The 24,184-nt window shown below is 51.4% G+C and carries 15 protein-coding genes and 2 pseudogenes; 11 read left to right on the top strand and 6 right to left on the bottom strand.

Translation table 11 applies throughout. The annotated features are described in order from the left end of the window. Positions 1-228 precede the first annotated feature (228 nt). Positions 229-2,064 (top strand): annotated as a pseudogene (locus H6F91_RS28165) (substrate-binding domain-containing protein); the annotation flags it as partial. A 120-nt stretch (positions 2,065-2,184) separates the two neighbouring features. After that, entirely contained in the window at positions 2,185-3,459 is a 1,275-nt protein-coding gene (locus tag H6F91_RS28170) for a DUF4912 domain-containing protein (RefSeq protein WP_347280095.1), read from the top strand. Positions 3,460-3,554: 95 nt separating this feature from the next. On the opposite strand, the gene H6F91_RS27340 is transcribed toward H6F91_RS28170, so the two are convergent. The 3 genes from H6F91_RS27340 to H6F91_RS27350 form a co-directional block, all read right to left on the bottom strand. Beyond that, on the bottom strand, positions 3,555-5,333 hold the full coding sequence (locus tag H6F91_RS27340; protein WP_190774097.1) for a ribonuclease J: 1,779 nt from the start codon (positions 5,331-5,333) through the stop codon (positions 3,555-3,557). 375 nt (positions 5,334-5,708) lie between these two features. Continuing rightward, positions 5,709-6,593, bottom strand: a complete 885-nt coding sequence (gene dapA / locus H6F91_RS27345; RefSeq protein WP_190774098.1) for a 4-hydroxy-tetrahydrodipicolinate synthase — start codon at positions 6,591-6,593, stop codon at positions 5,709-5,711. 90 nt (positions 6,594-6,683) lie between these two features. Further along, positions 6,684-7,751 carry an aspartate-semialdehyde dehydrogenase gene (locus H6F91_RS27350; protein WP_190774099.1) on the bottom strand — a complete coding sequence of 356 codons (1,068 nt, stop codon included), beginning with the start codon at positions 7,749-7,751 and terminating at the stop codon, positions 6,684-6,686. Positions 7,752-8,367: 616 nt separating this feature from the next. Between H6F91_RS27350 and tig the strand changes: the two genes are divergently transcribed. The 6 genes and pseudogenes from tig to H6F91_RS27380 all read left to right on the top strand — a co-directional run bounded on the left by tig (position 8,368) and on the right by H6F91_RS27380 (position 14,987). Next, a complete protein-coding gene (gene tig, locus H6F91_RS27355; protein WP_190774100.1) occupies positions 8,368-10,008 on the top strand; it encodes a trigger factor in 1,641 nt (546 codons plus the stop codon). 194 nt (positions 10,009-10,202) lie between these two features. Next, positions 10,203-10,910 carry an ATP-dependent Clp endopeptidase proteolytic subunit ClpP gene (gene clpP, locus H6F91_RS27360; protein WP_190774101.1) on the top strand — a complete coding sequence of 236 codons (708 nt, stop codon included), beginning with the start codon at positions 10,203-10,205 and terminating at the stop codon, positions 10,908-10,910. A gap of 13 nt (positions 10,911-10,923) precedes the next feature. Continuing rightward, positions 10,924-12,258: an ATP-dependent protease ATP-binding subunit ClpX gene (gene clpX, locus H6F91_RS27365; RefSeq protein ID WP_190774102.1), complete on the top strand. Its 1,335-nt coding sequence runs from the start codon at positions 10,924-10,926 to the stop codon at positions 12,256-12,258. A 547-nt stretch (positions 12,259-12,805) separates the two neighbouring features. Continuing rightward, positions 12,806-13,693, top strand: a complete 888-nt coding sequence (locus H6F91_RS27370; RefSeq protein WP_190774103.1) for an alpha/beta hydrolase — start codon at positions 12,806-12,808, stop codon at positions 13,691-13,693. 258 nt (positions 13,694-13,951) lie between these two features. Continuing rightward, positions 13,952-14,497 (top strand): annotated as a pseudogene (locus H6F91_RS27375) (peroxiredoxin family protein); the annotation flags it as partial. 124 nt (positions 14,498-14,621) lie between these two features. Then, positions 14,622-14,987 carry a cupin domain-containing protein gene (locus H6F91_RS27380; protein WP_190774104.1) on the top strand — a complete coding sequence of 122 codons (366 nt, stop codon included), beginning with the start codon at positions 14,622-14,624 and terminating at the stop codon, positions 14,985-14,987. 349 nt (positions 14,988-15,336) lie between these two features. Here the strand turns inward: H6F91_RS27380 and H6F91_RS27385 are convergent, their stop codons facing one another. Further along, positions 15,337-15,867 carry a hypothetical protein gene (locus tag H6F91_RS27385; RefSeq protein ID WP_190774105.1) on the bottom strand — a complete coding sequence of 177 codons (531 nt, stop codon included), beginning with the start codon at positions 15,865-15,867 and terminating at the stop codon, positions 15,337-15,339. A gap of 1,592 nt (positions 15,868-17,459) precedes the next feature. On the opposite strand from H6F91_RS27385, the gene H6F91_RS27390 reads away from it, so the two are divergent. From H6F91_RS27390 to H6F91_RS27400, 3 genes are all read left to right on the top strand, one after another. Further along, complete coding sequence (locus H6F91_RS27390) at positions 17,460-18,761, top strand: glycosyltransferase (RefSeq protein WP_190774106.1); 1,302 nt, start codon at positions 17,460-17,462, stop codon at positions 18,759-18,761. 9 nt (positions 18,762-18,770) lie between these two features. Then, a complete protein-coding gene (locus H6F91_RS27395; protein ID WP_242036030.1) occupies positions 18,771-19,874 on the top strand; it encodes a glycosyltransferase in 1,104 nt (367 codons plus the stop codon). A gap of 191 nt (positions 19,875-20,065) precedes the next feature. Beyond that, complete coding sequence (locus H6F91_RS27400; RefSeq protein ID WP_190774107.1) at positions 20,066-21,526, top strand: lipopolysaccharide biosynthesis protein; 1,461 nt, start codon at positions 20,066-20,068, stop codon at positions 21,524-21,526. Between the two features lie 257 nt (positions 21,527-21,783). On the opposite strand, the gene H6F91_RS27405 is transcribed toward H6F91_RS27400, so the two are convergent. After that, positions 21,784-23,274, bottom strand: coding sequence for an aminobutyraldehyde dehydrogenase (locus tag H6F91_RS27405; RefSeq protein ID WP_242036031.1), 1,491 nt, complete (start codon positions 23,272-23,274; stop codon positions 21,784-21,786). Between the two features lie 203 nt (positions 23,275-23,477). Beyond that, positions 23,478-24,035, bottom strand: coding sequence for a sugar O-acetyltransferase (locus H6F91_RS27410; RefSeq protein ID WP_190774108.1), 558 nt, complete (start codon positions 24,033-24,035; stop codon positions 23,478-23,480). Positions 24,036-24,184 lie beyond the last annotated feature (149 nt).

A 24,184-nucleotide genomic window follows, 5' to 3' on the forward strand; every position in this document is an offset into this window, starting at 1 on the left:
GGTGAAAGAGGCACTTTGTTCCCCTTTCACCACACCCCATTCACAAGGTTTGAAGCATGATCAGGTGGCGGTTGGAAGACTGGGGCGATCGCGCCAGAAGAGCCAAAGTTTCTTAGATTTGCTGCATCAGGAACTTTGTTATTTTTCTGAAGGTGTTTATAATTAGCACGTCTTTTGGAAATGTTGTTTTTTTGTCAGAGATTGTTACAAGTTAGCTGGATCGTTAATATGCTGCAACGAAAGGGTATTCCGTTCTTTTCTCTGGCTTTATTTGTGGCGATCGCCACTTCTCAGGCTATTGCCCTAGTCTTAACAACGGAGAGCCGATCGGTGCTAGCGCAAACCCCGTCGTCTTCCCCAGTCCCTACCCCATTTTCAGTTCCCAGTGGAGCTCGAGTGTTGGTAGACGGCGATGAGAGTCTGAGCGTTGTAAATAATACCCTGAAGCAGAAGTACGAATCCAGCTTTCCTGGCGCAACGGTTGAATTATCAAGCTCCAGTTCTAACGAAGCCTTGCAAGTTCTCCGGGATGGAAAGCTAGACATTGCATCGCTCGGACGGCTATTGACAGATGCAGAGAAAGCCGAAGGGTTGAAAGAAACACGTCTGGCCCGGGAGAAAATTGCCATCGTGGTCGGCCCCAATAATCCCTTTAAAGGCAGCCTGACCTTTCAGCAGTTTGCGCGGATTTTTCGGGGTGACATCACGAATTGGTCTCAAGTGGGCGGCCCCAATGTACCCATTCGGTTTGTGGATCGCCCAGAGTCCAGCGATACCCGCCTGGCCCTCAGTCAGTACAGTATCTGGAAAGAGCTGGGTGGGTTTACGGCTGGTTCTCCTGTGAAACCTGCCAATGAGGATAGTACCGATACTGTGATTAAGGCTCTTGGAAATGACGGCATTGGTTATGCCGTGTATAGCCAGGTGCGCGATCGCTCCGATGTCACCATCCTACCCATGCATAGGGCTCTTCCGGATAACCCTGCCTATCCCTATTCCCAGCCTCGGGTTCTTGCGCATAAAGGTACTTTAAGCCCTGCTTCTCAAGCCTTTCTGGCTATGGCAACGGGGGCAGCGGTTGTGGCCGCTCCACCCCCGGCTCCTGCTGGCGAGACTGCTACTACGGCCTCCCCTGAGGCCTCTCCCCCCACGGAAGCAGGGGCAGAGGCCCCTCCGGCTAAAGGCGAACCCGAGGGAGATGTCGCTGCGACCTCTAAACGAGACTGGTTACCCTGGCTGGCCTTACTGTTAATAGGTGCTCTGCCCTTTATATTGAAAGCCTTCCGGCGTCCCACCGCTGCCCCACCGCCTGCTGCTCCTCCCAACTGGGCGCAGCGGGCCGCAGGTAGTGGTGCTGGCAGTGGAGCTGCCCCTGTTACTCCTCCGGTTGAACCCGTTGGAGGAGTGGTAACTCCACCCCCACCTCCTCCACCCGCTGCTGCTCCTGTCCCACCCCCCCCGCCTGCCGCTACTCCTGTCCCACCGCCCGCTGCTTCTGCCCCACCCCTACCTCCACCACCCGCTGCTGCTCCTGTCCCACCTCCCGCTGCTTCCGCCCCACCTTCCCCGCCTGCCGCTGTTCCTGTCTCACCCCCTGCTCCTGTAGCAGATGCCGACTTGGTGGCAGCAGCTCCTGCAACGGACGATGAGAAGAATAGTCCGTCGTTGCCTCTAGGGGCGATCGTGGCAGGAGCTGCCGTTTTGGGAGGAATCGCCGCTGTTGCCGGTTTGGCCGGATCTGCTGCTCGCCCCAAGAGCCGCATTATTCTTGTCCCCCGAGACAATGATACGGGCTATGTTTACTGGGAAACGCCTGAGAGCCATCGCCAGGACGTGCGGAAACAGGGTGGCCGAGACCTTAAATTGCGTGTCTATGATGTGACCGGATTGGCGAATCCCGAGGCCAGTGACCTCCATGACCTCGCCGATGGGCAGTTGCAGGAGTACGCCGTTGCAGAAGCAGATCAGGATCGCCATCTACCACTTCAGCGCGATCGCGATTATCTGGCAGAGATTGGTTACACAACGGACGATGGAAGCTGGCTGGCCCTGGCTCGTTCTAACTCCATTCGCTTAAATGGAGCGGCTGGGCTAGCAGGTGAACCCGTTAACATCCCTGTTGATGCCGGAAGTGGCCTGGGAGCCGCTGTCGCTGGCATGGGTGCTGTGGCTGGAACGGCCCTTGTGGGTGGGGCTGTTGCCCGTGCATCCGATCGCGCGTCTGAGGAGCCCGATACTGACCCTCAATCGACTGTAGAAGCCGCTAAATACGATGTCGGCCAGACAGATTTGTCGGCCGAAGCTTTAGCAGATGTAGACGCTGGGTTAGCGGGCTTACCCGATGGTTATGAGGAGAGCCGTATCGTGCTATTACCTCGTGACCCCCAATGGGCCTACGCATACTGGGACACTCCCAATAGCCATAAAGAAGAATTGCGCCGTCAGGGTGGTGAACGCCTAGCCCTGCGTCTTTACGATGTCACAGATATTGGCGACCTGGAGCAAGAGCGTCCTCACAGCTTGCTGGAGTACGACTGCGACGAATTAGCACAGGATTGGTATCTGGGGATTCCGGTGAGCGATCGCGACTATTTAGTCGAAATTGGTTACCTCACTGCAGAAGGCTACTGGCTGATGCTGGCCCGCTCCAACCGAATTCGTGTTGCCCCTATCTACCCCTCCGACTGGTATGAAGAGCACTTTCTCTCAGTCGACTGGGACGAGGAATTATCGGGCAAGACGCTGTATCCCTTGAAGAGTCCGGGACGTACCAGCGAAACTAATCCCCTCTACACTCAGATCTTTGACAAGGCACAATCCGCTGAAGCCGATCGCGTAGCAGGCTCCCTATTTGGCTCCATGCACCAGGTGCCCAGCTCCCTGTACGGCTCGGCCCAAATGGCGTCTGGGCAGGCGATCGAATCCTTCCCTATAAGCTCGTTCGAACTCCAATCCTCTGTTAGCTCCTTCTCTGTTCCGTCGGTGGTCGGCTCCTACATTAGTCAATCCGCGATTAGCTCCTATGCACTTCAAGCTGGCCTCAGCTCCTATGCACTCCAGTCTGGGGTGAGTTCTTACATTACCCAATCGGGTGTTGGCATGGGTATGGGAGCCGTTCCCACCTTCTCAGGTGTTGGCATGGGGTCAGGTGTTGGTTTCTTTGCCTCAATGCCGCCTATCCGGGCTCGCAAATTTTGGCTCATCGCCGATGCTGAACTGATTGTTTACGGTGCAACCGAGCCCGATGCCACGGTCTACATCAACGGCGAACCGATTCAACTTAACCCTGATGGCACCTTCCGCTTCCACATGTCCTTCCAGGACGGTCTCATTGACTTCCCCATCCTGGCGGTTGCGGCTGATGGCGAACAGACCCGCGCTATGCATATGAAATTCAACCGCGAAACTCCCTACCGGTACACCAACACGAGAGACGAAGCGGCCGAAGAACCGTTTTAAGGGGCGATCGCCCACCCACAACAAAAAAGGGTTTGGCAATGCCAAACCCTTTTTCTTGTCGATTTTTCTCGCCCATAGTGCGAGAAAAATCAACGTTAAGATGCAACTTGAGCCGGTTCGAGCGATCGCCGCCCGCCCTTACCGTTTGTCGTCGCTGCAGGCATTTCCGTCGGGGTTTGTAGCAGGAACACCAGCAAAGGATTCCCCTGCAACTCTCGACGCATTAACCGACGCAACTCGGTTTCGAGATGCGCTTGTAATCGAGCCCAATCTATGTCGCTGCTACCGTTGCCAAAGTTGGGAGCAAATTCGGGCCAGCGATCGCGCAACGAAGTCTCCAATGTCCGCTCGACGGACTGTTGCAGGTGTGCCCGATCCAGTGTCGTCACCACACCCCGCAGGTGTAGCTCCGGACGCGCAATCAGCTTGCCTTCAGTCCCAACGGTTGCCGCAATGGTAATCACACCATCACCAGCCAGGTGTTGCCGCTCCTTCAGAATGCGCTCATGCACCACACCAGAACGGGAAGAATCGACTAGCTCAATACCCGAAGGCACCTTACCCGCTTTCTGAAGGCTATCGGGGGTAAGTTCAACCACATCACCGTTGTCGATGATCACCATGTTCTCGGCAGGAACACCCATGCTCTGAGCTGTCTGCGCGTGCTTCACGAGCATCCGGTGCTCCCCGTGGACGGGGAGGAAGAACTTAGGCTTGGTCAGAGCCAGCATTAACTTCTGGTCTTCTTGCGCGCCGTGACCGGAAACGTGAATACCCCGCTCACGACCGTAGATCACCTTAGCGCCCAGCATCATTAGCTTGTCGATGGTATTAACGACTGCGATCGTGTTGCCGGGAATAGGGTTAGCTGAAAAGACAACAGTGTCGCCCTTCTTAATCTGGATCTGCTTGTGAGATTCGTTGGCGATACGAGTCAACGCTGCCATCGGCTCACCTTGCGAACCTGTCGTGAGAATCAGCACCTCCGGGTCAGGGAGGCGATTCACAGCATTCAGTGGCACAAACAGGTCGTCTTCGCACTTGATGTAACCTAAAGTCCGGGCATGGGCAATCACGTTCAGCATGGAACGACCCACCACGGCGACCTTCCGTTTGTGCTTCCTCGCCAACTCCAGAATCATGTTGACGCGATGCACGGAGGACGCAAAGGTCGTCACCAGCAGACGGCCATCTGCCTCTGCAAAGGTGCGATCCAGGTTGGGGAAAACCGAGCGCTCGGAAGGTGTATGCCCTGGAACTTCTGAGTTGGTCGAGTCGCTAATGAGACACAGCACACCCCGTTCGCCGTGGTCGGCCATGCGCTGGATGTCGAAGAACTCGCCATCCACAGGGGTGAAGTCAAACTTAAAGTCTCCGGTGTGAATCACCAGACCCACAGGGGTATGGATCGCTACAGAGAAGCTATCGGCAATCGAGTGGGTGTTGCGGATGTACTCCACCAGGAAGTATTTGCCGATGCGAACAACTTCACGGGGGCGAACGGTACGCAATTCGGTGCGGTCAACAACACCCGCTTCTTCTAGCTTGTCATGTAACAGGGCCATGGCCAACCGGGGGCCATACATCACCGGAATATCAAACTGCCGCAGGTGAAAAGGAATCCCGCCGATATGGTCTTCATGACCGTGGGTGACGATCATGCCTTTGACTTTCTCGCGATTGTCCCGCAGATAGGTCGTGTCAGGCAGCACGATATTGACGCCGTGCATACCATCTGTGGGAAACGCTAAACCTGCATCAAGCAAGATGATCTCGTCATCGTACTCAAACACACAGGTGTTCTTACCAATTTCATGCAGGCCCCCGAGGGGGATGATTTTCAGCGGAGAATTTGATCCGTTTTTTGTAGTCATGTAACTCCTAAACTAAACATTCGGTCAGCAAGGTCAAGATGAAAAGCTTTTAGATGTGAGGCAAGGATGGGTCTGCGAAGCTTCTGAAGCGCAGCAACAGACTCATTCCTCAGCTCGACTAGGAAGGTGCTTGAAAGGTGAATTGTGCGTGTCAAAAGCCAACTCGTTGCGGAGCTTTGCAAACATCCTCTCAGGCATGGAAGGTAATCAAAACGGGCATTGAAATAGGGAGTATGGGATTACGTCATAGCAAAGGATGGTAGACAGATGTTTATGGACGAGGGAGAGTGCGATCGCCAAAGCCAAAAGATCAATATTCAGTTTTCAGAAAACTTGCGGTGTAAATACCGCTTGCTTTACCCTTGCAGGTCAAGGTTAAAGGAGGCCCAACTCTTCCATCACGGGCCGTAAGGTTGCCTCAACAGGGCCAAGGGCATCATACAGGGGCAGGCGCGTTTGCCCAACCTGCCAACCCTGTAGAACAAGAGCCAGTTTCACAGGAATTGGATTTGCCGTAACGAACAAGGCTTTGAACAAAGGTAGAAGCTTCCGATGCGTTTGTTCTGCGGCCTGTACGTCACCTTTTTCGAAACTTTGCACCATCGACTGGATGTCGTTTCCTACCAGGTGGCTGGCTACACTGACCACTCCTGTCGCTCCTACTGCCAACATGGGTAATGTTAAAGAATCATCACCAGAGTAGATTTTGAAGTCGGGAGACGTGGAGTGTCGAATGAACCCTACTTGATCCAGGTTACCACTCGCTTCTTTAATTGCCACTATATTCGGAACTTCGGCTAACCGAACCACTGTATCCGGAGTCATGTTCTGACCCGTACGCCCAGGGATGTTATAGAGCATGATAGGGAAGTCAGGGCTGGCTTCTGCGATCGCCCGGAAATGGCGATACAACCCTTCCTGTGGGGGCTTGTTGTAGTAAGGAACAACCTGTAGCGAACCATCTAACCCTAGTTTAGCGGCTTTTTGGGTCGCATCGATGGCCTCTTCGGTAGAATTTGAGCCCGTTCCGGCAATGACTTTTGCTTTCCCGGCAACAGCCTTCTGAACCACCCCAAATAATTCGTACTCCTCATCCCAACTTAAGGTGGGGGACTCCCCGGTGGTACCACAGACGACTAAGGTATCTGTACCCTGGTCGACCAGATGCGCTGCTAATTTCTCTGCCACAACATAATTCATACTGCCGTCTTCATTAAACGGCGTAATCATGGCAGTCAAGACACGTCCAAAAATACTCACTCGCCTCCTTCGCGCTTTGTATCAGAGAAGGACTAATTTTGCCGTAGGTATCACCGGGTTAAGTCAGGCAGAAGCCTGGCGAATTCTGCTTTAGACGCTGACAGAAGCCGCTGCTGAGGAGGCAGAACCTGCCCCGGTGGGTTTAACCCAATCTCGCTCGACCAGTAATTCCGCAATCTGCACAGCGTTGAGAGCTGCCCCTTTGCGAACCTGATCACCACACAGCCAGAGCTCTAAACCACCAGGATTGGAGAGGTCTTCGCGGATCCGACCGACCAAAACGGGGTCTTTGCCTGTGGCATCAATGGGCATGGGGAAATAGTTGGCTTGCCAGTCCTCGACCAACTGTACCCCTGGAGCAGACTTCAGGATCTCCCGTGCCTGATCCGGACTGAAGGGCTCTACAAATTCAAGATTGATGGCTTCCGAATGTGCCCGTAAGACGGGAACCCGTACGCAGGTGGCTGACACGCGTAGGTCAGGAACCCCGAAAATCTTGCGGGTTTCGTTCACCATTTTCATTTCTTCCTCACAGTAGCCCTGGTTGTTGATGGGCGTATTGTGGGGGAACAGGTTAAACGCCAGAGGATAAGGGAAAGATTCGGTGGGTGGCTCGGTGCCATTGAGAATGGCCTGAGCCTGCACTTTAACCTCCTCCATAGCCCGTGCACCAGCGCCGCTGGCTGATTGGTAGGTGGCAGCGACGATGCGCTTCACGGGCGTTACCTGATGCAATGGGTAAACGGCCACATTCATCAAGATGGTAGTGCAGTTGGGGTTGGCAATGATGCCCTGGTGCTGGGATGCGGCTTGCGGGTTTACTTCCGGCACGACCAGCGGCACGTTCGGGTCCATACGAAAGGCGCTAGAGTTGTCGATCATCACAGCTCCAGCGGCCACGATCTTCGGAGCCCAGGCTTTGGACTGAGAGCCACCTGCTGAGGCCAGCACGATGTCGATATCATCGAAGGAGCGATCGCTCACCGCTTCGATCGTCAGGGTTTCTCCCTGAAACTGAACGGTTTTCCCAGCAGAACGCTCTGAGGCCAATAGCTTCAGTTCAGATAGCGGAAATTGACGCTCGGCCAAAAGTTCCAATAATTCAGTGCCAACGGCACCTGTGGCACCCAAAATAGCAACTCGATACGACTGAGGCAAAGTCTAACGTCCTCCCACGACGGTAATGGTGTTGATGGTGTGTTGGAAAGGTGTTCTGACTGCTGCCAGAACCGAACGGTTAAGAGTGATCTGAAATGCTTCTCGGTGGTTTTCTTTAATTTGTTAAGTTCTTTTAAGCCTTACTGCTTCTGTAAGCCCCACGAGCCGGGGCGAATTCAGGTATATCGCATAAAGATTGACTGATCATAACGGAGTTTTGCGAGATCACAAAGCTTAATTTGATGGGGGCTTTGATAGCGGAAGTGGAAGTGGAGGCCGAAAACGCGTTTGAAACGTTTTTGCACTCCTTAAGAAAATCAACGGTTCAAACGATATTGCGTGATTGGGTGAGAGGCTTGAAAGATCTGTTCCAAGAAGTCTACGAGGAAACGGGCGAGCTAAGCCATACATTTGTGGCCTAAATCAACAATTTTTATTGTGGAACCCAAAATTTAGTTTTTCGCATGGTCGGGTATCCACAACCCAGCGAACCGCAACCTTTAGTCGTAGCTGAAGAACCTGAGTGGTGGATTCACACCTGTTCAGAATCAGTTACTATAGCTAATTGCGGCATTGCACTCCAGGCACAGCCCATTGACGTGACACGAGAAGATTCATGAAAGTTACCCAGGAAAAATTACCGGCCAGTCGGATTGGTTTAGAAATTGAAGTCACGCCTGAGATGTCGAAGCAGGTGTATGACAAGACGCTGCAAAAGTTTGCCCGTAGTGCCAACATTCCTGGGTTCCGCAAAGGGAAGGTGCCTACTAAGATCCTCACCAGCCAGTATGGTCGAAGCCTCAAGGCCGCTGCCCTGGAAGAGTTGATCGACTCCAGCATTAAGCAGGCGATCGAGCAAGAGAAGATTGACGCGCTCGGTAATATTGAGTTGCGATCGCCCTTTGAGCAACTGCTTGAGCAGTTTGAGCCTGGAACGGTTGTCACCATCTCTGCGGCCCTGGATGTTCCTCCTGATGCCAACCTGACCCAATACACTGGGTTATCGGTGCAGGCGGAGGAGATTCCCTACGATGCCAGTCGGGTTGATGAAGTATTGGAGGGCTATCGCGATCGCCTTGCTACCCGCGTGCCTGTCGAAGGCCGTCCCGCTCAGGAGAAAGACCTGGCGGTGGTTGACTTCAACGGCCGTTTGGTCAGTGAAGGCGATGAAGAAGTGGCTGAGATCCCAGGTGGTAGCGCTACTGACTTCGAGTTGGAATTGTCCGAGGGTCGCTTTATCCCCGGCTTTATCGATGGCATCATTGGCATGAACGTTGGGGAAACCAAGGAAGTCAATGCTACCTTCCCCGACCCCTACATGCAAGCGGATCTGGCTGGTAAGCCTGCCGTCTTTACAGTCACCTTGAAGGAAATCAAAGAGAAAGAGCTGCCCGAACTGGATGACGATTTTGCTCAAGAAGTGAGCGAATTTGAAACCCTGGAAGCTCTGCGTGAGTCTCTTGATACCCGCTTTAAGAAAGAAGCGGAAGATAAGACCCGCCAGAACAAGCAGCAGGCCTTCCTGGACGAGCTGGTGAAGCACTTGGAAGTGGATCTGCCCGAGTCTCTGATTCGGCGGGAAGTGGACTACATGATCACCCAGACTGCCATGCAGTTGGAGCAGCAAGGGATGGACATCAAGAAGATGTTCAGCGCTGAGGTGATTAATAGCTTGCGCGATCGCACCCGCCCTGAGGCAATTACCCGCATCCAGCGCACCATGGCTCTGGGCGAAATTGCCAAGAAAGAATCCATTAAGGTCGAGGAATCCGAACTGGAAGCCAAGATTACCGAAGTTTTGGCAGATATTGGTGATGATGCAAACATCGACCGTAAACGTCTGCGGGAAGTTCTCGACGAAGATTTGCTGAAAGAAAAGATCTTTGACTGGTTGGAAGCGAACAATACGCTGGAGCTGGTACCTGAAGGTACGCTGACCAAAGAAACCCCGACTGAAGAAGCGGTCGAGGAGCTCGAACCAGCTAGCAGCCAGACTATTGATGTCGAAGCGGTAGCCACTGTCGAAGCAGAGGATGCTCCCGCAGAAGCGGAAGTCGCTGAAGAGTCGGCTAAAGCAACGAAGGGCAAGTCTTCTCGTTCCAAGAAAGCCAGCAAGACCGATGCCGAGGCGGAGGTAGCTGAGGAAGCAGAGGCTTCTGACGAAGGAGAGGAAGCTAAGAAAAAGGCTACAGCCAAGAAGAAAACCACCCGCAAGGCCAAGGCTGACGATGCTGAGGCAGAGGATGCAGATGCCTAAAAGCTAATTTGTGGTGCATGTAGTACACCACAAATTGCTGCTCTCAGGCCGTTTCGGGCTCGTATTTGGCCCGACGACTATTGAGTAATTCTTGAGGAAGCCACCAGTCTCAAATGAGTTGAGGCATAATGTGCAGTAGGCTCGTTGCTGGTGGTTACTTGCATCTTGGCCGGAGTTATTACGGTTTTGTTGATATGGTTTTCTCCCAATCTCCACAATTTGCTCCCTGGAGCCTAAACGTGTCTGATCTCCAATCCACCGCGAATACGGCTGCTCAGCCTCGCAACATGATTCCCATGGTAATTGAGCAGTCTGGTCGAGGAGAGCGGGCCTTTGACATCTACTCACGGCTACTCCGGGAGCGCATTGTTTTCCTGGGAACCCCTGTGGACGACAATGTGGCCGACTCCATCGTGGCGCAACTGCTCTATCTGGATGCTGAAGATCCTGAGAAGGATATTCAGCTCTACATCAACTCGCCCGGCGGTTCCGTAACTGCGGGTATGGCAATCTACGACACCATGCAGCAGGTTCGCCCTGATGTTGTAACCATTTGTTATGGTTTGGCAGCAAGTATGGGTGCCTTTTTGCTGGCCGGTGGTGCAGCCGGAAAACGGCTCTCTCTGCCGAGTTCACGCATTATGATTCACCAGCCATTGGGTGGTGCTCAAGGGCAAGCGGTAGATATTGAAATTCAAGCCCGAGAAATTCTGTATCATAAGCGGAAGCTCAATGAATTGCTGGCTCACCATACCAGGCAGCCTATGGAGCGAATCGAGACCGATACGGAGCGGGACTTCTTCATGTCTGCTGAAGAGGCTAAAAATTACGGTCTGATTGATCAAGTGATCACCCGGCAGGAACTTTCCGCCGGACGATCTGCCGTCACCACAAGTAACTGAGGGGCGACTGGACATGTCAAAGTATGACTCTCATCTCAAATGTTCCTTTTGTGGTAAATCCCAGGAACAAGTGCGCAAACTGATTGCAGGGCCTGGGGTCTATATTTGTGATGAGTGTGTCGATCTTTGCAATGAAATCCTCGATGAGGAGCTGTTTGACTCTGGGGCTACAGTACCCCAGTCAGCTCCTCGTCGTGAGCCACAGCCAGAGAAGCGCCCATCGCGCTCAACCCGGCTGTCGCTGAATCAAATTCCGAAGCCTCGGGAGATTAAAAAGCACCTGGATGACCATGTGATTGGTCAGGAAGGAGCAAAGAAAATTCTTTCCGTGGCCGTCTACAACCACTACAAGCGGCTGAACTTTGTTCAGAACAAGGCTAACGGCAAGCTTGACGATTCTGTTGAGCTGCAAAAGTCTAACATTCTGCTGATTGGGCCGACGGGTTGTGGTAAGACACTGCTGGCTCAAACCCTAGCGGAAATGCTGGATGTGCCCTTTGCTGTAGCGGATGCGACGACTTTGACGGAAGCAGGCTACGTGGGCGAGGACGTCGAGAACATTCTGCTGCGGCTGTTGCAGGTGGCAGATCTCGATGTGGAAGAGGCTCAGCGCGGCATCATCTACATTGATGAAATCGACAAGATTGCTCGCAAGAGTGAGAACCCCTCGATTACTCGCGATGTTTCAGGTGAAGGCGTTCAGCAAGCGCTGCTGAAGATGCTGGAAGGAACGGTTGCTAACGTGCCGCCCCAGGGAGGCCGGAAGCACCCCTATCAGGACTGCATTCAAATTGACACCAGCAATATTCTGTTTATTTGCGGTGGAGCGTTTGTGGGTCTGGACAAGATCATTGAGCAGCGGATCGGGAAGAAGAGCATGGGCTTTATCCAACCGGGGGATACCTCGAAGGAGAAGCGCACCGCTGATGTGCTGCGGTATATGGAACCCGATGACCTGGTGAAGTTTGGTATGATTCCGGAATTCATCGGTCGGGTACCTGTGATGGCAGGTGTGGATCCGCTGGATGAGGATGCTTTGGCGGCGATTCTGACGGAGCCGCGCAATGCGCTGGTGAAGCAGTATCAGAAGCTCATGAAGATGGACAATGTGAGTCTGGAGTTTCGGCCAGATGCGGTGCGGGCGATCGCTAAAGAAGCCTACCGTCGCAAAACGGGCGCACGGGCACTCCGCAGCATTGTCGAGGAAATGATGCTCGATGTAATGTACGAGTTGCCGTCGCGGAAGGATGTGACGCGCTGTACGATTACGCGAGAGATGGTTGAGAAGCGATCGACAGCAGAACTACTGTTGCATCCATCATCGATTCCGAAACCAGAATCGGCCTGATAAACTTAAAACAAAGAAAGGCGGACATTGTCCGCCTTTCTTTGTTTTGGCAATTGATTTCTCTGTCGAGTTTATTGGAAACGAGTTGTAGAGGCGGGTTTTGGTGCTATCCCTACAACACAGGCGAGAGTATCATTCAAACCTAGTAGGCTACGGCCCAAGTCCGTAACCTATTTTTCTGTGGGGGTGCTTCGCACCCCCACAGAAAAATAGGTTATATATTTATCCTCGGCGTACTAGCCTACGGGATGCGATCGCGAGGGTAAGTTTTGCCAGGTTGACGGCACCAGCAGGGATGGTCTGCTAAACCCACCCCTACTGAAGGTATTCGACTTCCTGCGCCAATTGTTGTGCGGCTTTGCCGTGAACGAGTCGTGCCCTCACCGGCTTATGTAGAAGACCTATCGAATTAACAAAGGGCTTTATCAGAACTCTTAATACTTCATGGAGGGGGACGCAAATTCGGCAGGTCGTTGGTATTTTTAGGGGTATGTCTGAGTCCAGATGGATTTGGCAAGTTTGATGTTTCGTAAAACGAATATTGACAATGCCTTTTATTGATGTTCGTGGGGTATCACATTATTACGAATGGATCAGTGAAACGCCGGTTTCCTATCCGTTTCAGCCCAGTAAGCCAGTGATGGTGTTTGTGCATGGGTGGGGTGGTTCTGATCGCTATTGGGAATCTACAGCGCGGACGATCGCTCCCCAGTTCGACAGTCTCCTCTACGACATGCGGGGATTTGGGCGATCGCCCCTACCCAAACCTGTTCCCGATGCTGTCTCCGCCATTGGCTACGAGTTGGAAACCTATGCCGACGATCTGGTGCTGTTGCTTGATGCGTTAGGTGTACATCAAAAAATTTATTTGAATGCTCACTCTACTGGGGCATCGGTAGGGGTGTTGTTTTTGAATCGGCATGGCGATCGCGTCGAGCGGGGCATTCTTACCTGTAATGGGATTTTTGACTACGACCCGGCAGCGTTTGCAGCGTTTTATAAGTTTGGTGGATACGTGGTGGCGGTTCGGCCCAAGTGGTTGTCGGCTATTCCCCTAGTCGATCGCATCTTTATGGCCCGTTTTCTGAAGCGGCCAATTCCGGCGCACGATCGCAAAGCGTTTTTAGAAGATTTTCTCATGGCGGATTATGAGGCGGCTTTGGGGACTATTTTCACCGCTGTTTCAGAGAGAGCAGTGGAGGAAATGCCTAAGGAATTTGCCAAAATTCCAGTGCCAACGCTACTGGTATCAGGCGAGTATGACCAGATTATTCCGGCGGATATGGGCTCTCGTGCAGCAGCGTTGAACCCTTTAGTGGAACATGTGGTGATTGCTAATACGGCGCATTTTCCTATGCTGGAAGATCCGGAGACCTATTTGCATAGGGTGCAGGACTTTTTGCAAATGACCCCGTCTACGCCTCTCACAGCTTGATATAGAAAAATGTGTGGTTAGGTGGGTATGGAGGAGGCCCTTTGTGCACTTTTCATGCCATCTAACCACCCCAATTTTGACAGTTGGAATGTGAGGGACTTCGCCCGCTGCATTCCAACTGTCAAAATTGGGGTGATGAACTATTCGATCGTGTTTTTGTACGTGAAGCACACGAAAACACGACTTTTAAAACACGGCCTGGTAATAGCTATAGTTTATTGATAGGGAACAGAGGAGGACGCAGACGTGGTAACTGTTATGGATGTTGGCCGTTTATTTAATCGGCGTTTTTTCCGTAATCTGCTTCCATTTCCGGCTAGCAACCATTTTTTCCTGGGAAGTCTTGCACCGCCTTTTGAGTTGCTCGATGCTCAGACAGACCTGAGAATCCGATTGATGGATTGGGTCGGAACACGCCCTACAGATCCCCCTGTCCAGAAGCGGCCCGTGTTGCTCTATTTCACCCGCATTTTTAGTGAGAAGGTATACTGTCCGCTCTGCTATCCCCACATTATGGAACTGAATCAGCGCTATGAAGAATTTGCGCAGCGAGGGGCAGAGGTTTTTCTGATTACGAGTATAGACCTGCCACAAAGCAAAACTGTGGTGCGAGATTTAGGGTTAAAGATGCCGGTTTTAAGCGATCCAAGCTGTCGGATTTTTCGGCTCTATCAGGTTGGGCAGGCGTTAGGAGCTCCCCTACCGGCCCAATTTTGGATTGATGCGAAGGGACGGATTCGATTTCGTCATCTGTTTTCATTTTTGGAACCGAATGCCAGCGTGGATCGGTTGGTAGTGGCGCTTGACCGCATTCGTTCCGGGCGTCAACCGGAGCCTCAGTCTTCTGTTGCCCCTGTAAAATCTGACGTACCCATCAAATCTGATGATATAAAGGTGCCAGGTTCTACTGAAATGGGAGAGTTAGCGGATGTTGGTACGCAAGTTAATGGAGTGTGAGGAGTTTGTCGCAGGCGACCACACGCTGCTGCGAGAGCTGCTGCATCCAGACAAACAACCTCTGGCTTTGCGCTATAGCTTAGCCCATGCTACGGTGCCAGTGGGGCAAACCTCTACCCCTCATTCCCTAACCACTTCAGAAGTGTATTACATTCTCAGTGGTGTGGGGGATATGACGATTGATGGAGAAACGCAACGGGTGGAGCCAGGAGATGCAGTGTATATTCCACCGAATGCGAAACAGTTTATCCACAACTCAGGGTCAGAGCCGCTAGTGTTTATTTGTATGGTAGACCCGGCTTGGCGCAAAGAGGATGAAACTGTTTATGAGATCTAAAAACCTGGCGATCGCGCTACTGCCATAGAGCCTTGTGTTTTGCAATTCTCACAAGCTTTAAGTTATTACTTCAGCATTCAGGAAAAAGAATATTTGCTGCGTGATTGGAGAATTAATCCGACATGTTCTGGAATTTATTCCAGCAATCCATGCTTCTATAGTGCTGTTGTTTCTCAGAGTGTTTTATCTGATGTAGTTATGGATGAAATTTCTTGTAACCATACGCGTGAAGGAAATTGAAAGCTTTCATGATCAAACTCATTCCTACTTATATCCTTAATTATTGAATATTTCTTCTAATATCCCTAATTTTGTGTGTGGAGTGTATACGAAACTAACTAAAAAACTGTTATCCACCAAGGGTGATAATGGTAGGCCACGCCAATGTAAATAACATAATCAGATTGCAGGCCCAAAATGTGATCAAAATCCAGAGTAACCCTTGAAGGAGGCGATCGCCCGAATAACGTGCGGGCATATTGCGAATCTGCTCCCGTGCATGCCAGAGCTGCCACAGACGAAAGCAGGTGTAGAGGGTACCGATCAGGACAACAAGGCTGGAGAACCACGCACCAAATAACTGTTCGGATATTAATTGGGTTGCGATCGCTAAGAGATAAAAACCAAGAATTCTCCGCAGTTCTAAATTGCGAAACCAGAAGATGAAACCCATAGTGGGGAGGATAATGGTCAGGACGAGGGATAACGGAATCCATACGCGGATAAATCTTGTCCCTGCTTCGCTGAAGTTTAACTGTGGCTCAATGGGGAGCGCTTCGGCGGCGATCGCCCAGCCCGTTGCCAGAGTTAGTAAGGCGACAAACGCAGCGAATAGAAGCGTTATCGACCATGTAAAGGGTGTCGAGCGGCTAGCCAGCATAAGTAACTCCTTAGGTCATTTAGAAGTTGAGTGAATGTATATTCACCTCACTCAACTTACTAGGGCAATGTATGGACAAATGTGAGGAAGGCTGAACTCTCATCTGGTTTTACCGTGAAGGCTTCGGTGAAAGAATACCTCGTAGGAGAGATGCGTTTTAGAGTGAGTAAACTGAGCGGGATTCCAGAAAGACGTTTGTAGTACGTAACCTTGCTCTGGAGTATGAATGTCTATGCAATATCGGAATTGACAGTGCGTTTCTATCAGAAATTGGTTATGGGAGTTACAAGAGTAGAAGTGTTATACCCAATCAATGTGCAGCTTCCTATAAAGACGGTATTACATCGATTGCAGATTGAAGTGTGACGAAATCCTGAATGCTGGCAACACCCCGATGATTGCAGCGGTTCTCATTATGAGCTTCAAAGCCAAGATTGCGCGCCCATCGGGCGCGCAATCTTGGCTTTGAAACCCGAAAACCGCTTGCCTTCGGCAAGCGGTTTTCGGGCCTAATTCCATACTGAGAATTGCTGCGATGATTGGGTAGCGTTTGTATTATAGCGCTGTGCGGGTTGATTAAGTACGGTGGTGTAGGGCACGAAGTGCCCTACACCACTGTTGCTGTACTTAACGCACTTGCACATTGCTGATGTGCTTGCCGGAGCACAGGACAAAAAATAAAATTATTTCTAAAACCGAGTTTTTTGCTGTGAGAGTAAATATGCCACAACAAAAAAATCTCGGTTTTAGGACTCAGTCTACGCTGAGGTGTTTTACACAACACCCAATCAAAATATAGAGTCTTTGTGCAAGAAGCCGTAGTTCTAAAAGCGTCAGCTTTTAAGATTGAGTGCTACCGGTTTTCAATGCGGTAATGGTAGTGAATAAACGACCTCTACCATAACAGAATGAAGCTGAGTATAAATTCATGTTCTATGCATAAGGATAGATGATTATATGTAACTTTCGACGGATACGTTTCTGTTAGTATTTCAAGCTAATTAAGGCAGTTCATCGGCTTCATCGGTACTAAGTTTTGATTAGAATTGGAGGCCTAAATTATGAGAGCTGGTTTAACCTATTTTGACAATATAAAGGCTGGATTAATTTGAAGTTAGGGGCTATAAATTTAGATGTATTCACACTATGCCTTCGAAATTTCAGGGCGCATTTACTGTTTAGTCGTTTGTTATCGCGCTCTTTGAGCTGTAACGTCAGTTGATAACGGCTTCGTTGAGACCGTTCTGATGGGGCATCGTTCCATGCATCTATCTGCGCAAAAGCGCCTATGTATGGAGATTCGAAAATACTTTCGTTTGCCTTAACACCGCTTATTGCAAACACACACTCAAACTTTATCGATCCTCAAGTTCGTAGCTTCGCCAGTTCTTTAAGGCATAGATGCAGGCTTCTGCCCTGTGTCGCGATTGGGCATTGTCAAACAATGCTCTCCGTTTTGCACGGTTGCATCTCCCTAGCGATGCTCACGATGTTAATCGCGATCGCCCTTAGCAATGCCAGGGGTATTTACCAGCATCAGTAAGCGTGCAGAACGTTGATTTCAGGAATTTGGTCACGCATTAGGAGCAAATATGCGAGTTGCTTTTCTAGTTCATGACTTTCCCTCCCTGTCGGAAACGTTCATTATTAATCAGGCAACGGGTTTGATTGATCGAGGCCATGAGGTTGATATTTATACCAATCGCGTTCATCACAACGCTAAAATGCATCCGGATGTGATGAAGTATGGGCTGTTGGAGCGAACCCGCACGCTACTCCCGATACCATCCTCTCTCCTGATGCGAGTCCTGATTGGAATCAGCTTGTTTATTACGCACTTCTATCGGAATCCTGCACTGTTTTTGCGATCGCTCAACATTTTTCGCTACGGCCTGGGTGCTCTGGCTCTTCGACGTGTTTATGTAGCGGCTGTGTTGGCTGATAAACCTGCTTATGACATCGTACATTGCCAATTTGGTACGCAATGGTCAAACGGGATGACATTCTGTGAGTTGTTTCGGCCTAAGGCGAAGCTCATCGTAATGTTTCGAGGCTATGACATTAGCAGCTATGTTCAGGAGCGGGGTGAGCACATTTACGATGCCGTATTCCGAAAGGGGGATTTTTTCCTCGCAAACTGTGATTTTTTCCGACAACGGGCTATCAAATTAGGATGTGATTCTAACAAAATCGCGGTGCATCGTTCAGGCTTAGATTGTGGCAAGTTCCCGTATATTGCGCGGCATCCCCGCCCTGAACGTGGTGTTAGCATTGCTACCACTGGACGGTTGGTTGAGAAAAAGGGAATTGAGTACGTGATTCGGGCGATCGCCCAGCTCCTACCCATTTATCCCACGTTGCAATACAACATCATTGGGGATGGGATCTTAAAGCCCAAACTCCAGCAATTGATTGATGAATTGGAAGTGGGTCATGCAGTTCATCTATTGGGATGGAAAAATGAACAGGAAATCACTGAAATTCTCAAAGATACCGATGTGTTTGTGGCGCCCAGTGTCACGGCTGAGGATGGCAATCAAGATGCCCCAACCAATGTGTTGAAAGAAGCCATGGCAATGGGCCTACCCGTTATTGGTACCTGGCATGGGGGTATTCCTGAACTGGTTAAAGACGGGATCAATGGCTTTCTGGTGCCTGAACGAGATGTCGCTGCACTAGCCGATCGCCTGTCCTACCTGATTCAACACCCAGAATCTTGGGAACCTCTGGGCCGTTCCGGACGAGCCACTATCGAAACTCAGTACAACCTGGACACCCTGAATGAGCGATTAGTAGACCTCTATCAGGGCTTGCATTCTGCCACAGATGCGGCCCGAGTAACCCCACCCGTGTTTGCGACGAAACCGACGACTGCTCAAGCTCCGACAACGTGAGGAATTCTTATGACAACGCCATCTCCAATGATGCCATCGACGAATTCATCCACAACCCCAGTCACCATCGTGGTGGTTCCTCGGGAACGCTTCAGCTGTACGCAAGCTTCCCTGGAAAGCATTTTTGAACATACACCGCAGCCTTTTAATCTGGTATATGTAGATGGCAATTCTCCGGGCCATATCAAGCGCTATCTAGAAGAGCAGGCCCAGGCCCACCAATTCAAGCTAATTCGCACCGATCTCTATCTTTACCCCAACCAGGCCAGAAATTTGGGTCTGGAGCAGGTGACCACTCAGTACGTCGTGTTTATTGACAATGATGTCATTGTCTCTCCCGGCTGGTTAGATACCCTGGTGCAATGCGCCGAGGAAACCGGAGCCGCCGTGGTCGGCCCTCTTATGTGCCAGCACGAACCCATTCACGAAGAAATTCACTTTGCAGGGGGTGAGTCCCACGTTTGGGTTGATAAGACTGGGCGGCGGCGATTGCGCGAGAAGATGTACGACCAGGGCCATAAGGTGGTGGAGATGAGCGATCGCCTTCAACGCCAGGAGACAGAACTCGCAGAATTCCACTGCGTGCTGGTGCGGACTGAAATCTTCGATCGCGTCGGCTTCCTGGATGAGAAGATGCTCAACACCAAAGAGCACCTGGATTTCTGCATGACGGTACGGCAAGCCGGAGGCAAAGTGTTCTTTGAACCCGCTTGCATTGTCACCTACGTCCCCGGCCCGCCCCTGGAGAAGAGCGACTTGCATTACTACATGCTGCGCTGGAGCAATGCCTGGACACTGGCTAGCCTTAACCGCCTTCGGGAAAAGTGGGATTTAGCAGAAGACGGCTACTTCCAGAGTAAATACAAGAAATTGGGATGGCGACGCCATATCACCATCACCAAGCCCCTGGTGAACCGTCTAACCCTGGGCAAAGGCAATAATTTCCTCGCCCGTGCTCTGTCAAAGCTGGAACATAACCTCAACACCTATTTGACCGATCGCCACTCACATCTACAGCAGCGTTATGCTAACCTGCGCGCCACTCATTCGAAAGAAGCGGCCCCTGAGGTGCCAGTCTCACCCGCGACCCCTACCTTCAGCAAAACGGCTTGACCTTGTTGAGGTTAAAGAACCTGAGTTAAATAGCCTGTATACCTTGTGGGGTGGGGCTCTTGCCCTCCTGATCCAGTGGGAATATCCCACCCCACAATTACTTCCAAAATTTGAAGAGTTTGGGAAATGAACCTTTCAGGGGGCTGTTAAGAACCCAATCCCTATGCCCCTAATCACGAGTATGTACGGATATGAGCATTAAGCAGAAGGCAATTCAAGGTGTTGTTTGGTCAATTGTGCGGAACTGGGGAAGCCAGGCTGGCACATTAATTATCTTCTTCATCCTGGCCCGTCTGGTGGAGCCCCAAGATTTTGGCTTAATTGCGCTGGCCAATGTTTTCCTGGGCTTCATGCGGCTTTTTCTGGAACAGGGTTTTGGTCAAGCCATCATTCAGCGAGAGGACCTGGAACCGGAACACTTGAACACCGCTTTCTGGATCAATTTAGCTGTAGGCGTGCTGCTAGCCGCCATGGGATTTTCGGGCGCTGGGCTGGCAGCGAATGTCTTTGGTGAACCTGCTTTAACGCCGATTCTCCGATGTTTCTCGGTTCTATTTATTGTGTCTGCCCTGAACAAGGTGCAGCAATCCATTCTGGAGCGCAAGTTTCAGTACAAGACGATCGCCGCTCGCTGGCTTGTGGCTACTTTCGCTGGGGGAGCCATTGGTATTCTAATGGCGTGGCGCGGCTTCGGAGTTTGGAGCCTGGTAGCGCAGCAGATGGTCTATGAAGCCCTCGGTTCAATCACGTTATGGGTCTGTAGCGATTGGCGTCCGGGCTTTAAGGTGTCGGCCCGCCATTTTCACGATCTGTTCGGGATCGGGGTACACATTATGGGGTTCAACTTCCTCACTTTCTTCAACACCCGCATTAATGATTTCCTCGTAGGCTATTTTTTAGGAGCCACAGCACTTGGCTATTACACCGTTGCGTATAAAGTGCTCAACGTGATGACGCAGTTGTTGGTTAACACCACTCGAGACGTGGCACTGCCCACCTTCTCCCGATTGCAGTCTGACCCAGAGCGCTTCCGTCGAGCTTTTTACAAGGCGACGCAACTAACCAGTACGATTGCCTTTCCTACATTTTTGGGGATGGCAGTGCTGGCTCCAGAGCTGAATGTGCTGTTGTTTGGTGAGCAGTGGGCTCCCTCGATTCCATTAATGCGAATTCTGGCGTTTATGGGAGTCCTGCGAGCCATTACCTTCTTTAAGGGGTCTGTATTTGTGGCGATGGGCAAACCTGCCTGGTGGTTCTGGCTCAGTGTGTTGAATGCGACGTTGAATTTGGTTGGATTTGCGATCGCCCTCCCCTTCGGCATTATGGCTGTCACTGCTGCATCTGTTATTCGCGGCTACCTCGTCTTCCCCGTTGGACAATGGGCCGTTAGCAAGCTGATTCAAGAGCGTTTGTCGACATATCTCGGTACGTTTGTTGCTCCCGTGTCGAGTGCTGTGGTGATGGCAGGCGTCATTTTAATCGTAAGGGCTGCGCTCCAGGATGTTTTGAAGCCTCTGGAATTGTTAATTGTAGGGACTGCTATTGGCAGTCTTGTCTATGTCACCATGATTTATTTGATATCTCCCAAGTTGTTTACAGAACTGTTGGGCATTGCGCGGATGGTTGCTTCCCGCTCAAAAACTCAAAGCTAAATAGTTCACATATCAATACTCTGGACAGTTTTTCTGAAACCCTTGATTTTGCGTGCGCGAAGCGCACGCAAAATCAAGGGTTTCAGAAAAACTGTCCGAACTAATGACATATAGCAATGTGCAAGTGTGTTAAGTAGAGCAACGGTGGTGTGATGCACTTTGTCCCCCACGCCACCGTACGCAGTCAACGCGCACAGCGCTTAAAAAGAGAGGGTGAGTGCGCCGCACTCACCCTCTCTTTGATTATTTAGCTGTCACTAGGCATCTGCTTTACCAAAAGTGGTGAAATGCCAGCCCTTGCGCTGCTCGCCTGTAATGTCGAATACCACATGCTTCACAACAGTGAACTCCTCTAGAGCATAGTGGGACATGTCCTTACCCACACCGCTCATTTTGAAACCACCATGGGGCATTTCGCTGGCGATCGGCAGGTGATCATTCACCCACACCGTACCTGCTTGAATTGCCTTGGACATTCGCATCGCCCGTTGTACATTCAGCGTCCACACACTGCCGGCCAAGCCGTAGGGTGTATCGTTCGCCAACTGCATCGCCTCTTCTTCGGTTGAGAAGCGATTGACCGTAACCACGGGACCAAAGATTTCCTCACATACACAGCTAGCGGTGTGAGGCGGGTCTACCAAAATCGTTGGCGGGAAGTAATAACCCTCGCTGGGCACGCCTGAGCAAGTAATCACCTGAATGCCCTGCTGCTTGGCATCCTCCACATAACCCTTCACTTTATTCAGTTGAGCTTGGCTGGAGAGGGGGCCAATATCGGTGTTTTCGTCAAATGGATCACCCACAATTACCTGCTTTGATAACTCTGTGAAGCGGGCGAGGAATTGGTCATACACGGCATCCTGTACATAAATCCGGGTAGCCGCAGTGCAGTCCTGACCTGAGTTGACGTAAGCTCCAACTACGGCACCGTGAGCTGCGGCTTCAATATCCGCATCATCAAACACCACGAAGGGAGCTTTGCCACCCAGTTCCAGGGTGACGCGCTTGATCATGGGGCTGGCGAGTTCAGCAACCCGTTGTCCGGTGCGCGTGCTACCCGTAAAGGTGATCATGCCGATGTCGGGATGGGTGCAGATCGCTTCACCGACTTCAACACCGCCGGTCACGATATTGATCAACCCTTCAGGAAGCCCTGATTCGATAGCAATTTCTGCCAGCCGAATGGTGGTAATGGGGGTGTTAGGGGCGGGTTTGAGAACGACAGCATTACCAGCAGCGATCGCCGGGCCAATCTTCCACACCGCCATCATCAGCGGATAGTTCCAGGGCGTGATCGCACCCACTACGCCGATAGGCTCTCGCCGTATCATACTGGTGTAGCCACCCACATACTCGCCTGCTGCTGTCCCTTCCTGTCGCCGCGCTGCTGAGGCAAAGTAGCGAATGTTATCAATGGAGAAAGGAATATCTCCGTTAATCGTCAACTTGGTGGCTTTCCCGGCGTTCAGGCTCTCCAGCTGAGCCAGTTCGTCGGAATGCGCTTCCAGGGCGTCGGCAAGTTTCATCATGGCCGCGCAACGCTCACCATAGGACAGCGCCCCCCAGCCCACCTGAGCGGCCTTTGCCGCTTGCACGGCCCGGTCTACATCGGCTTTCGTTCCCAGGGCGACGGTGGCAAATACCTGGCCCGTTGCCGGATTGATGAGATCCTCGCTCCCGCTCGTAATCTTCTCGCCCCCAATAATCAGGGGGTAGTGAACCATCTTTTCCGTCGTAGAAACCATAGAACCTCTTGAAATTGAATCGCTTTAGAGTAGGGACTCTCTACAAAATCTGTTTAATCTATCGAATTTTTGTCGCGCGTTCTGTTCAAAGCCTAATACTTCAGACTGAGGATTGAGGGGCTAAAAGAGGGAAGGTTTAGGTTTTGTGACATTTGAAGCTATGGATGAAGCTAGGGATGTTGTCCTGTGAAGTAGAGGCAACATCAACCAATTTCCCGAACCACCCGGCAGGGATTCCCAACGGCAATGACCCCGGATGGGATCGATTTTGCAACAACGCTTCCTGCTCCAATGGTTGTATTGTCCCCAATAGTCACCCCTGGGCAAATGATGGCTCCGCCACCAATCCAAACATTTTTGCCAATTGTGATGGGAGCAGCTAACTCTAACCCCGTCGTTCGGGTAGCGGGATCTGTGGGGTGGTAAGCCGTGTAGATTTGTACGGCGGGTGCAATTAGGGTATTGGCACCAATGTGAATAGGGGCACAGTCGAGCAGGACGCAGTTGAAATTAAGGTAGACCCCATCCTCAAAATGAATGTTGATACCGTAATCACAATAGAAGGGTGGCTCAATCCACACGTTGTTACCGCAGTGACCCAGAAGTTGTTGCAGGAGGCTCGATCGCCCCTCTCCATCATCTGGCGAACTTAAGTTGTACTCATACATCAACCGTCGCGCATGGGTGCGCTCTGTCACTAACTCTGGGTCTGAGGCCAGGTAGAGTTCCCCAGCCAGCATCTTTTCCTTCTCAGTACTCATAGGTCTTTAAGGCGATCGCTTGGGTCATCAAACTAGTGGGTCATTTGACTCGAATATCGCCATTTTTTATAGGCGGCTGTCAAGATAGTAGGGAACCCTTGGGTGCCCTGCTATGACCCGTCGCCAAAAACATCCCCTGCGTGATCTGA

The organism is Leptolyngbya sp. FACHB-8, assembly GCF_014695575.1.
In the GTDB taxonomy this organism is placed as follows: Bacteria; Cyanobacteriota; Cyanobacteriia; order Elainellales; family Elainellaceae; genus Vacuolonema.